At 67.6% G+C, this 12,135-nt stretch carries 11 protein-coding genes; 2 read left to right on the forward strand and 9 right to left on the reverse strand.

The window, feature by feature from the left end; translation table 11 throughout:
- Positions 1-8 precede the first annotated feature (8 nt).
- The gene (locus NLI89_RS09855) at positions 9-716 is read right to left on the reverse strand and encodes an endonuclease/exonuclease/phosphatase family protein (protein ID WP_254686897.1); all 708 of its coding nucleotides are present in this window, start codon (positions 714-716) and stop codon (positions 9-11) included.
- Positions 717-949: 233 nt separating this feature from the next.
- On the opposite strand from NLI89_RS09855, the gene NLI89_RS09860 reads away from it, so the two are divergent.
- The gene (locus tag NLI89_RS09860; RefSeq protein WP_254686898.1) at positions 950-2,029 is read left to right on the forward strand and encodes a sphingomyelin phosphodiesterase; all 1,080 of its coding nucleotides are present in this window, start codon (positions 950-952) and stop codon (positions 2,027-2,029) included.
- 65 nt (positions 2,030-2,094) lie between these two features.
- On the opposite strand, the gene NLI89_RS09865 is transcribed toward NLI89_RS09860, so the two are convergent.
- From NLI89_RS09865 to NLI89_RS09895, 7 genes are all read right to left on the reverse strand, one after another.
- A complete protein-coding gene (locus tag NLI89_RS09865; RefSeq protein WP_254686899.1) occupies positions 2,095-3,459 on the reverse strand; it encodes an ATP-binding protein in 1,365 nt (454 codons plus the stop codon).
- Complete coding sequence (locus NLI89_RS09870; RefSeq protein ID WP_254686974.1) at positions 3,456-4,172, reverse strand: response regulator transcription factor; 717 nt, start codon at positions 4,170-4,172, stop codon at positions 3,456-3,458. The genes NLI89_RS09865 and NLI89_RS09870 overlap by 4 nt, the downstream gene beginning before the upstream one ends.
- Positions 4,173-4,290: 118 nt before the next feature.
- The gene (locus NLI89_RS09875) at positions 4,291-5,685 is read right to left on the reverse strand and encodes an efflux transporter outer membrane subunit (RefSeq protein WP_254686900.1); all 1,395 of its coding nucleotides are present in this window, start codon (positions 5,683-5,685) and stop codon (positions 4,291-4,293) included.
- The gene (locus NLI89_RS09880; protein WP_302675707.1) at positions 5,682-8,801 is read right to left on the reverse strand and encodes an efflux RND transporter permease subunit; all 3,120 of its coding nucleotides are present in this window, start codon (positions 8,799-8,801) and stop codon (positions 5,682-5,684) included. The genes NLI89_RS09875 and NLI89_RS09880 overlap by 4 nt, the downstream gene beginning before the upstream one ends.
- A gap of 1 nt (position 8,802) precedes the next feature.
- Positions 8,803-9,858, reverse strand: coding sequence for an efflux RND transporter periplasmic adaptor subunit (locus NLI89_RS09885; protein WP_302675708.1), 1,056 nt, complete (start codon positions 9,856-9,858; stop codon positions 8,803-8,805).
- A gap of 100 nt (positions 9,859-9,958) precedes the next feature.
- Positions 9,959-10,234 carry a hypothetical protein gene (locus NLI89_RS09890; protein WP_254686902.1) on the reverse strand — a complete coding sequence of 92 codons (276 nt, stop codon included), beginning with the start codon at positions 10,232-10,234 and terminating at the stop codon, positions 9,959-9,961.
- A gap of 154 nt (positions 10,235-10,388) precedes the next feature.
- Entirely contained in the window at positions 10,389-10,682 is a 294-nt protein-coding gene (locus tag NLI89_RS09895) for a putative quinol monooxygenase (protein ID WP_254686903.1), read from the reverse strand.
- A 240-nt stretch (positions 10,683-10,922) separates the two neighbouring features.
- On the opposite strand from NLI89_RS09895, the gene NLI89_RS09900 reads away from it, so the two are divergent.
- On the forward strand, positions 10,923-11,600 hold the full coding sequence (locus NLI89_RS09900) for a glutathione S-transferase family protein (RefSeq protein ID WP_254686904.1): 678 nt from the start codon (positions 10,923-10,925) through the stop codon (positions 11,598-11,600).
- 19 nt (positions 11,601-11,619) lie between these two features.
- On the opposite strand, the gene NLI89_RS09905 is transcribed toward NLI89_RS09900, so the two are convergent.
- Complete coding sequence (locus tag NLI89_RS09905) at positions 11,620-12,069, reverse strand: pseudoazurin (protein WP_254686905.1); 450 nt, start codon at positions 12,067-12,069, stop codon at positions 11,620-11,622.
- Between the last annotated feature and the right edge of the window lie 66 nt (positions 12,070-12,135).

A 12,135-nucleotide genomic window follows, 5' to 3' on the forward strand; every position in this document is an offset into this window, starting at 1 on the left:
GGTATCGATTACAGAGCCAGGGCCTTGGGTTGCAGTATAGCCCATATCGGCAGGTGATCCGATGCCTTCCGCGCCGCGGGGCTCGCATGCACGCCGCAATCGACGACGGTGAGGTCACGCGAGACCATGATCCGGTCGAGCCGCGCGACCGCCCGCCGCGAATGGAAACTCGCGCCCGTTTCGGCAAACGCATAGTCGCGCCCGAAATCGCGCAGGCATCCGGCACCCGCGCTCCATTCGTTGAGGTCGCCCATCATCACCGTCGGATGGCGATGCGCGCAGGTATCAACATGGTTCATGATCGCCGCCGCCTGCTTGCGCCGCCACAAACCCGACAGATCGAGATGCATGCCGAGCACGCGGATCGTCCCGCCGGCGAGTTGCACGTCCGCCATCACCGCCCCGCGCGGCTCCAGCGCCGGCAGGTGCAACGGTTCGCTGGCGACCACCCGCGCCGACTTGCGGACGAGAATAACGTTGCCGTGCCACCCCATGCTGAGCGCGCGGAGGCCGAAATCGACCGGCTTCCAGTCGCTATGTTCCTCCAGCAGATGATGCGGCAAGACGCACGCCTTCGCGCCGAACCGCCGGTCTGCCTCCTGCAGCGCGATCACGTCCGCGTCGATCTCGCGCAGAACCTCGACCACGCGCTCGGGGTTGCGCCGACGGTCGAGCCCGATGCCCTTGTGGATATTGTAGCTGGCGACCTTGATCATGCGTGGGCCCTATAACGCCGTCCGCGCGACCGCGGTTGCAGCATCACGTTTTCGAAACGAAAAAGTGACCGGGCGAAACGACAAAGTGACCGGCCGAAACGACAGAATGCCCGGATGAAACGGCAAGGAACCCGGTCCGAAACGAAAAAGCGACGGGCGAGCATTCGGTCGCACTGCGGACTCCGTCACGCGGCGACGTCACCGAAGCAGACTGCCACAGGGATGCTTTCATAGTGACGACACGATATCCGGGCGCTGCGACGTTCAGGGCGAAATCCAGGCTGAAGGCGGCGTCGAAGACCGGCGCGAAGATGGCGGCGGCGATGCTCGCCGTGGCGCTGGCGGGCGTGCCGGCGATGGCGGGCCCCACCGTCCGCGACCTGTCGTTGATGACCTATAACGTCCACGGGCTGCCATGGCCGATCACCGACGATCGCTCAGCCGATCTTCATGCGATCGGCGCCCGGTTGCGGTCGATGCGTACCGCGGGCGATCAGCCCGGCATCGTCGTCCTGCAGGAGGCGTTCGTCGCGGATGCCAAGGCGATCGGGGCGACGGCGGGCTATCGCTATGCGGCGTTCGGCCCAGCGGAGGAGTCCGCCGCGCCGGTGCCGCGTACCGATGACGGTTTCGTCGAGGACGGCAGCCGGCTGGTCGGTGAACGGCTCGGCAAGCATGTCGACAGCGGCCTCGCGATCTTCTCCGACTACCCGATCCTCGCGGTGCGGCGCATGGCCTACCCGGTCTGTGCCGGCTATGATTGCCTCGCCAACAAGGGCGCGGTCGCGGCAATGATCGCGGTGCCGGGAATCGCCACGCCGATCGTCGTCGTCGATACGCACCTGAATTCCAACGGAGCCTCGGGTGCCGGATCGCCCCGCGCGATCTATGCCTATCGTCGACAGCTCGATCTGCTGGCGACCTTCATCGGCTCGCTGGGTGCGGGCAATCGCCCGATCCTGGTCGCGGGCGACTTCAACGTCGGGCGCGATCTGGCGCGGCGGACGCAGTTCGATCTTCGCATGCTGGGTGGCGCGGCGTCGTTGCAGACCGCGGTCGCGACCTGCCGGATCGCCCCGAGATGCACGGTCGCGGAGCCGGCGGGGATGGCGATCTCGATCGGTCGCGGCAAGGACTGGATGATGTACCGCGATTCCCCGACGGTCCGCATCCGTCCGGTCGCGCTGGCGGCGCCGTTCGGCCGCGCCGCTGACGGAACGATGCTGTCCGATCACGTCGGCGTATCCGTACGCTACCGGATCGATACCCTCGCCCCGCCCGCCGTGCCGACGACCACGCTCGCGAGCCGCTGACCGGCGGGAGTTATTGCACCGTCGAGCCCGAGGGGGCTCCAGGGCTTGTTCCCCGCCGGAGGGGCTCAGGCTTTATTCAGCGTCAGGGTCGCTTCCAGGCCGCCATGGGGATGATTGGCGAGGTCCAGGCGCGCGCCGATCGCGGCGGCCTGCGCGCGGGCGATGGTGAGGCCGATCCCGGTTCCATCGCCGCTCGACCGCGACGTGTCGGCGCGGACGAACGGGTCGAATGCGTGCGCCAGCATGTCTTCGCTCATCCCGGGGCCGTGATCGCGGACGGTGACGATCACCGTCTTGCCCGCCCGCCGCGCCGCGATATGGGCGTCGCCGCCATGCTTGATCGCGTTATCGACGAGGTTCGACAGGCACCGGGTGAGCGCGTCGGGGCGTACGCGGACGGTTTCGCCGCAGGGCTGCGTGAAACGGACGGCATGGCCGAACTCCGCGGCGTCGTCGGCGATGCTCGACAGCACGGAATCGAGATCGACCGTCGACCAATCCTCGGCGCTGTCACCGCTCCGGGCGAGGTCGAGGCCGCGTTTCATCATCGCCAGCGTCGCCGACAGGTCCGCGACGAGGCGGTCGCGCAACGGCTCGTCCTCGACCTGTTCGAGGCGGAGGCGCAGGCGGGTCAGTGGTGTCTGCAGGTCGTGGCTGATCGCGGCCAGGATGCGGGTGCGCTCGCGCAGGCCGGCGCGGACCCGCTCCTGCATCAGGTTGAAGGTGGCGAGCGCGGCGCGCACGTCGGTCGGGCCGGTTTCCAGCACCGGCTCGGCATCGATCGACCGCGCGAACGCGTCGGCGGCGGCGGACAGGCGGCGCAAGGGGGCGGTCGCCAGGCGCGCGACAATCAGCGACAGGGCCAACGCCGCGGCGATGACGAGCAGCAGGAACAACCGGTCGGTGGTCCAGCTCGGCGGTGCGGGCAGTTGCGGCAGGTTGAGCGCGACGACCAGCGAGCGGCCGTCCAGGACCGTCGCCATCAGCCAGCAGTCGAGCACCAGCGGCTGGATCCCGGCCGTGCGCGGGCGCTCCTGCAACGGGTCCTTGACCTGGCACGCGGCGGCGGGCGCAGGCGAGATCGTGACGGCCGCGCCCGGTGCGCGTCGTGCGGCGAGCATCTCGCTCAGCGTGCTGTTCGGATCGATCAACGGCCGTGTCCGGCCATCGACGAGATGCGCACCGACGAGCCGGCCGTCGCTGAGGTTGCGCAGCGTGCCTTGGGGATCGCGGTGGAGGCGGCCGAGGACGTCGAGCGCGCTGGCGATCACGCGCTCGTCGCGGATCCGCATGAACTCGCCGCGACGGCCTTGTTCTGCGATCAGCAGCGCGCCGACCGAGGCGATCAGGATGCCGACCGCGAGGATCAGCGCGATCCGGCCGGTCAGCGAGCCGGCGAAGCGCACCATCCGGGCAATGACGGGCTTCATCCGAACGTGACGGTGGCGGCGAGCATATAGCCTTGGCCGCGGACCGTGAGGATCAGGTCCTCGCCGTCGGGTCTCAGCTTCTGGCGCAGGCGACTGATCTGGTTGTCGATCGTCCGGTCGTACGAGGCGGTCGCGGCGCGGGCGGGGACGAGTGCCTCGCGCGACAGCGGATGCCCCGCGGCATGGACCAGGCGGGAGAGCATGTCGAACTCGGCGGCGGACAGCATGACGACGTTGTCGCCGGGGGCGAGCAGGCGACGCTTGACGAGATCGAGCCGCCACCGGCCGAACGTCGCGATCCGCGCCGGTGCCGCCGTACCGACGTCGCGGGCACCGCGGCGGAGCAGGTTGCGGACGCGCGCGGTCAGTTCGCGCGGCTCGAACGGCTTGGTGAGATAGTCGTCGGCGCCCAGTTCCAGGCCGAGCACCCGGTCGATCGCACTGTCGCGCGCGGTGACCATGATGATCGCGCCCGGATAGCCCTCGCCGCGCAGTTCGCGGCACAGCGTCAGCCCGTCGCCGTCGGGCAGCCCGAGATCGAGGACGATGAGGTCGATGCTGTGCGCCGCCAGCGCCGCGCGGATCCCCGCAATGTCGCCGGCGGCGGTCAGCGCATAGCCCTCTCGCGCCAGCTGTGCGGTCACCAGGTCGCGAATATCGGCGTCGTCGTCCGCGATCAGGAGGTGAGGGCGGTCCGCCGCCGTGCCGGGCATCATGTCGTCATCCATCCGATCGGGCGGCGTCATGTCGAGGCCGTGGCGCAGGCATAGCCCGCCCGGCCTGGCATGCCCACCCGCACCCCGCGCAACCTGGTCACCCGGCTCAACCCGTTCAAAGCGTGTCGTCCGACCCGATCGCCTGGTACAGCGTCACGCGGTTCTGGAGATCGGTCAGCACGGTGGTGATCGCGCTCTGCCGGGCGGAATACAGCGTGCGCTGTGCGACGAGCGCGGTGAGGAAGCTGTCGGTGCCCTCGCGGTATCGTGCCTCGCTGATCGTGTAGCTCTTCTGCGCGGCGGCGACGAGATCGGCCTGCGCGGCACGCTGGCGGGCGATCGTACCGCGTCGGGCTAGGCCGTCGGCGACGTCGCGATACGCGGTCTGGGCTGCCTTGCGGTAGGCGGCGAGGTAATAGTCGACCTGCGCCCGCGCGTAATCGAGGTTGCCGCGATTGGTCCCGCCGAGGATCGGCACGCTGGCGGACGGCGTCGCGGACCAGGTCGAACCCGAGAACAGGCTGGTCAGCGCGGTGCTCGCGACGCCGAGCGCGCTGGTCAGCGAGATCGTCGGAAAGAATGCCGCGCGCGCCGCACCGACATTGGCGTTGGCCGATTTCAGCTGGTGCTCGGCCTCGACCACGTCGGGTCGGTCGAGCAGCACGGTCGAGGACAGCCCGGCGGGCACGGTGGCGATACCCGTATCGAGCGCGTCGAGACTGGCGGGCAGCAACGCGTCCTCGACCGGCGCACCGACCAGCAGCTCCAGCGCGTTGCGGTCCTGCGCGACCTGCGTCGTGTATTGCGCCACGTCCGCCCGCGCCTGGGCCAGCAAGGTCCGCGCATCCGCGGGGTCGGAGCCGCTCACCAGCCCGACATCGTGCAGTTCGTCGTTGAGCTTGACCGTGCGCGCGCTGCTGGCGACCTGGGCGTTGGCGACCGCCAGCAGGTCGCGGTCGGAGAGCAGCGTCAGATACGCGGTGGCGGTCTCGGCAACGACGGTGAAGCGCGTGTTCCGCGCCCCGCTCTCGGTCCCGAGATAGGTCTCGAACGCCGCGCGCGACAGGTTCTTCTGGCGCCCGAACAGGTCGAGCTCGAAGCCGCTGATCCCGACGCTGCCGGAAAACAGCGTACTGGAGCCGGCCGAGGCGGTGCCGCCGCCGGTCACCGCCCGGGTGATGCTCGCGCCGCCATCGGCCGACAGCGTCGGCAGCTGGCTCGACTTCTGCACGCGGTATTGCGCGCGCGCCGAGGCGACGTTGGCGACCGCCTGGGCGAGGTCCTGGTTGTTGGCCAGCGCGCGTTCGATGACGGTCCGCAACCGGGCATCGACGATCAGCGACCGCCACGGCATGCCCGCCTTCGCGTCGGGGTTTGCCGCATAGGCGGCCCCGCTCGGCCATTGCGGCGGCACGAAATCGGCGACCGAGCGGACATAATGGGGCGCGAGATTGCACCCGGCGAGCGCGGTGGCCGCGATCAGCGCCGCCGCGATACGCACGCGGATCATGCCGCTTTCTCCTTCTTGCCGTGGAACAGTCGGGCGACGATGACGAAGAACATCGGCACGTAGAAGATCGCCAGCACGGTCGCGGTCAGCATGCCGCCGACCACCGCGGTGCCGATCGCGATCCGGCTGTTGGCCCCCGCACCGGTCGCGACCGCGAGCGGGAACACGCCGAAGATGAACGCGAGGCTGGTCATCAAAATCGGGCGAAGCCGGGTCCGCGCCGCCTCCAGTGCGGCATCGACCACGTCCTTGCCGTCGCGCCGCGCCTCTTCCGCGAACTCGACGATCAGGATCGCGTTCTTGGCGGCAAGCCCGATCGTGGTGATCAGCCCGACCTGGAAGTAGATGTCGTTGTCGAGCCCGCGCATCGTCACCGCGATCACCGCGCCGATGATCCCGAGCGGCAGCACCAGCAGCACCGCGATCGGCACCGACCAGCTCTCGTACAGCGCGGCGAGGCACAGGAAGACGATCAGGACCGACAGCCCGTACAGCATCGGCGCCTGTCCGCTGGCCTGGTTCTCCTGGAACGACAGCCCCGCCCAGGCATAGCCGGTGCCGGGTGCCAGTTGCTTCTGCAGCTTGATCATCTCCTTCATCGCCGCACCCGAACTGCCGCCCGCGGCCGGCTCGCCCTGGATTTCATAGGACGAGCGACCGTTGAAGCGGGCGACGCTGTTCGGGCCCTTCTCCCACGACATCGTCGCGATCGCCGAGAACGGGACCATCGTGCCGCTGGAGGTGCGGACGAACCAGCCGTCAAGGTCGTTCGGCAGCATCCGGAACGGCGCGTCGGCCTGCATGTAGACGCGCTTCACCCGGCCCCGATCGACGAAATCGTTGACGTACACGCCGCCCCAGGCGCTCGACAGCACGTTGGTCACGTCGTTCTCGGTCAGCCCGAACACCGCGAGCTTGGCATCGTCGAGCGTCACGCGAAGCTGAGGCGTGTCGGGCAGCGTGGAGGCGCGGACCTGCGCGAGCTTGGAATCCTTGTTGGCCGCCGCGATCAGCTTGTCGCGCAGCGCGACGAAAGCATCCCGGCTGAGCCCGCTCGTGTTGGTCAGCTCGAACGTGAAGCCGTTGGACTGGCCCAACCCGGAAATAGCGGGTGGGGTCAGCGGAATGACGGTCGCATCGCGGATCTGGCTGAAGCTCTTCATCGCGCGGGCATTGATCGCCGATGCGCTCTGGCTCGCATCCTTGCGCTCGTCGAACGGCGCGAGGCTGGCAAAGGCCATGCCGGCATTCTGCCCCGATCCGCTGAACCCGAATCCAGTGATGCTGAAGGCGTTGGCGACCGTCCCCTTCTCGTGATCGGTGAAATAGCTCTGGACGCGGTCGCGTACGGCCTCGGTCCGCTCGTTGGTGGCACCGGCGGGCAGCGTGTACATCACCATCACCTGCCCCTGATCCTCGGTCGGCAGGAAGCTGGTCGGCAACCGGAGGAACAGCACGGCGAGGACGATCGTGATGACGCCGACCACCGCCATGTGCAGCCCGCGCCGGCCGATCACCGCGCGCGTCGCTCCGACGTACCGATGCGTCGAGCGATCGAACCACCGGTTGAACTTGCCGAACACGCCGCGCCGTTCCAGCGGATCGCCATGCGTCGGCTTGAGCAAGGTCGCAGTCAGGGCAGGGGTGAGGACGAGCGCGACCAGCACCGACAACAGCATCGCCGACACGATCGTGACCGAGAACTGGCGATAGATCACGCCGGTCGATCCACCGAAGAACGCCATCGGCAGGAACACCGCCGACAGGACGAGCGCGATGCCGACCAGGGCCGATCCGATCTCGCTCATCGACCGGATCGTCGCCTCGCGGGGGTTCAGGCCTTCCTCGGCCATCACCCGCTCGACATTTTCGACCACGACGATCGCGTCGTCGACCAGCAACCCGATGGCGAGCACCATCGCAAACAGGGTGAGCGTGTTGATCGAATAGCCGCACACCGCCAGCACCCCGAACGTGCCGAGCAGCACGACCGGAACCGCGATCGCCGGGATCAGCGTCGCCCGCCAGTTCTGGAGGAAGACGAACATCACGACGATCACCAGGATGATCGCGATCACCAGCGTCTCGACGACTTCCTCGACCGACAGTTTGACGAACGTGGTGGTGTCGCGCGGATAGGCGATGGCATAGCCGGCGGGCAGGTTGGTCGACAGTTCGGCCATCCGCGCCTTCACGGCGGTCGCGGTCTCCAGGGCATCTGCCCCGGTCGCCAGCTGGATCGCCATCCCCGACGCCGGATGGCCGTCGAGTTCCGCCGAGGAGTTATAGCTGTCCTGTCCCAGTTCGACGCGGGCGACGTCGGACAGGCGGACGATCGATCCGTCGGTCTTGGTCTTCAGCACGATCGCACGAAACTGGTCGGGGGTCGTCAGGCGTGATTTGGCACGGACGGTGGCATTCAGCATCTGCCCCTTCACCGCGGGCAATGCGCCGACCTGTCCGGCCGAGACGTCGACGTTCTGCGCCTGGATCGCGCTCTGCACGTCGGACGGCATCAACTGCACCGCCGCGAGCTTGGTCGGATCGAGCCACACGCGCATCGCATATTGCGCGCCGAACACCTGGGTCTGGCCGACGCCGTCGACGCGCGCGAGATCGTCCTGGAAATTGCTGACTAGGTAATCGGCGATGTCGTTCGCAGTGGCCTTGTCGGTCTTGTCGTACAGCGCGACGATCATCAGGAAGTCGCTGTTCGACTTCGACACGGTGACGCCCTGCGACGTCACCGCGCTCGGCAGGCGCGCCTCCGCCTGCTGGACCTTGTTCTGCACCTGGACCTGCGCGGTATCCGGATCGGTGCCCTTGACGAAGGTGACGGTGATCGAGGCCGATCCCGACGAATCCGAACTCGACTGGAAATACTGCAGGCCGTCGATCCCGGTCAGCTGCTGTTCGATCACCTGCGTCACGCTGGTTTCCAGCGTTTCGGCGGAGGCGCCCGGATAGGTGGCGCTGATCGATATCGTCGGGGGTGCGACGTCGGGATATTGCGCGATCGGCAGCGAGCGCAGTCCCGCGACCCCGCCGAGCATGATGACGATCGCGATCACCCACGCGAAGATCGGGCGTTCGACGAAGAAGCGGCTGATACCCATGTCAGTTGGTGGTCCCGAGCTTGACGGCGACCGGCTTCACGGTCGCGCCGGCCTGTGCCTTGTCGACCCCCTGGACGATCAGCCGGTCGCCGGCCTTCAGTCCGGCGGTGACGATCCATTTGTCGCCGACCGCCTGCGCGGTCGTGACCTGGCGGAGCGCGACCTTGTTGTCGGTGCCGACGACCATCGCGGTGGCGTTGCCCTTGGCGTCGCGGGTGATGCCCTGCTGTGGTGCGAGGACCGCGTTGCGGATCACGGTCTGCGGCACCGTCAAACGCACGAACATCCCGGGCAGCAACAGGCCCTTGGGGTTCGCGAACCGCGCGCGCAGCGTAACGGTCCCGGTGGTCGTATCGACGACGGCCTCGCCGAACTGGATCGTTCCGGTCTGCGGATAGGCGCGACCGTTTTCCAGCGACAGGCGGACGGTGGTGCTCGCCGGCAGCGCTTCGCCGGTGGCAAGGCTTTGTCGCAGATCGTAAAGCGCGCTGCTCGATTGCTGGATATCGACGAAGATCGGATCGAGCTGGGAGATCGTCGCCAGCGCCGTGGTCTGCGCCGCCGTGACGAGCGCACCCTGGGTATAGGTCGATCGACCGATCCGCCCCGAAATCGGCGCATAGACCCGCGTGAAGCCCAGGTTGACGTTCGCGGTGCGCAGGTTGGCGCGATATTGCGCAATGCTCGCGCTCGCCTGCCTCGACGTCGCGACGGCATCGTCGACGTCCTGCCGCGCGACCGCATCCGCGCTTTGCAGGCGGTTATACCGCTGCACCTTGGCCTGTGCGGTGACGGCCGAGGCCTGCGCGCTCGCCAATTGTGCGGCGACCTGGTCCCGGGTGGCCCGGTACAGGCGGGAATCGATCTGGTACAAGGGCTGGCCGGCGCGGACCAGCGTGCCCTCGGTGAACAATCGGGCCTTGATGATCCCGTCGACCTGGGGACGTACCTCCGATATCGCGGTGGCCGCCGTTCGACCGGTCAGTTCGGTCGTGGTCGTTACCGGCTCCGTCTTCAGCGTGACGATGCCGACCTCGGCGGGGGGCATTTTGGGCATACCCTCCTTGGACGATCCGCACCCCGCAAGGGGTACGGCCAGCGTCAGCAACAGAGCGGTCAGAGGATGCGGCCTCGACGGGATCATGATCTTGGCCTGCTCAGCGCGCGCAGCGCTGGCGTTTGCCGCGGGCGTCGCGGTACGTATTCGACTTCGCGTCGTAGGATGCGTTCGACCGGCGGCAGGGGCTGACGGTCTTCTTGCTCTGCACGGTCTTCTTGGTCTGGACCGCACGGCGGGCGTTGGTGCTGGCCGGGGCGGTGCGCGTATTAGCGCGATCGCTCACGCGCACGGACGACGTGGAACGCGACGGCTCCGCGTGCTGCGGAGCGGCGGCCATCGCGACGATGGCGGCAGCGAGTTCGAATGCGATCATGGGGAGAACCTTTTGCTGATGGTCCTCCGCAGCTAGGCGGTCCGGCGGCCTCCAAACATGCTCGCGGGGTAAGCAAACGTAAGCGTTTGTAACGGTCGGCACGCCGGACGTAGCGAACCCGTCGGTGCGTCCGGGCGCCGCTCGTCGGGGCGGTTCACGTCACGGCGATCGGGTCCAGGACGATGGCGGTGCGCTCCGCGAGATCCTCGATGACCGCCACGTAGCGTTTGAAATGCGGTGTCGCGCGGTGCGCCGTCACGGCGGCACCATCGACATAGAGCTCGTCCAGGACGAACCGCCCGGGATCGTCGCGATCGCGCCATATGTCGTAGCGCAGATTGCCTGGCTCGGCCCGGCTCGGTGCCGCCATTCCGTCCAGCAGGGCTTTCAAGTCGTCCGTCTTGCCTGCGCGTGCGGTCAGGATCGCCACGATTTTTACGCTCGTCATGCTGCATCGTCTCCCTGTTCGTATCTGCGCTCGTACCGTCGGTCTCGTCGGCACGCACGCCCGATAACCTAGGCCAGTCATGGACCTTTATTTATACTCGACAGTCAGCTTTGCACTGGATAGTTCAAAAATATCAAGCGGGCGAGGGCGCTGTGCTGTCAGGATCGATCCCATGGTCCGGCACGGCGTTCGGCGTGCGGTCGTCACGGCTTGATACATCGTCGTCGAGGAAGCGTGACCATGACCGAACCCGCCAATGATTCAATCGTGCTGTTCTTTACCCCCGGAACATGTTCCCGCGTGACGCTGAATGCGCTGGAGGAACTGGGTCTGCCGTTCGAGGCGCGACCGATCGACATCTTCAAGGGGGCGCAGCGCCGGCCGGACTATCTCGCGATCAATCCCAAGGGGAAGGTTCCGGCGTTGCTGGTCGGCGAGGCGGTGTTGACCGAGACGCCGGCGATCCTGTTGTGGCTGCACGAGACGTATCCCGCGGCTGGCCTGATTCCCGGCGAGGATGCGGTGTCGCGTGCACAGGCGTTTGCCGACATCGTCTGGTGCTCGAATACCTTGCACCCCCTGGTCCGTGCGGTCCTCATGCCGCAGCGCATGACGCTCGGCGATCCCGATCCCGTTCGCGCGGCGGCGCTGGCGCAACTGACGCCCGAACTCGATCTGATGCAGCGTCGCCTCGGCGAGAATGCCTGGTGGTTCGGGGCGGACTGGTCGATCCTGGATGTGTATCTCGCCTGGATCACGGGCATGTGCATCGGGGCGAAGGTCGATATGGGGGGCTATGGCGCGCTGCTCGCGCATATGGGGCGAGTGCGCGACCGGCCCGGTTTCCGGCGGGCGCTGGCGCGCGAGCAGGACGCGCTGGATACGGCCGGCATCGTGCTTCCCGGCGGACGACTCTAGGGATGCGGCGCGGGGCCGCCTATTTCGCCATCGCGAGCAGGGGCGCCATGCGCCTGGCCGCGAACGGCGGAAGCTTGGCGGCCCTGGCTGCGGCCAGATTGGCCGACGGTCCGTTCCCGACCTGGATCAGGGCGACCATCCCCATCGCGTAATGCGGCCGGCACTCGATTCCATAGAGGCCGGGCGTCGAGACGGTCAGCGCGAACTCCTTGTTGATCTGGCCCTTCGATGTCGTGACGCCAGCTGGCAGCATCGTGGGAATCGTCTCGGCATTGTGACTGGGATCGGTCGGCAGAAAACGTACCGTGTCACCCGGCATCACCTTCACGAACGCGGGCTCGAAGACCATCACGCCCGCAGCGCCTTGATTACGCATATGGACGATCACGTCCTTCGCCGCGGCCGGTGCGCCGGCGGTCGCGCAGGTGATCGCGAGGGCGAGGATCGGAACGGCTGAAACTCTACGCATGCTCATACTCCAGGCGGCCGGGCAGGATCCCGGCCGATATCGGCGAAACAGGTTGGGAGAGGGGCC

Source organism: Sphingomonas faeni, assembly GCF_024273235.1.
Taxonomy (GTDB): domain Bacteria; phylum Pseudomonadota; class Alphaproteobacteria; order Sphingomonadales; family Sphingomonadaceae; genus Sphingomonas; species Sphingomonas faeni_A.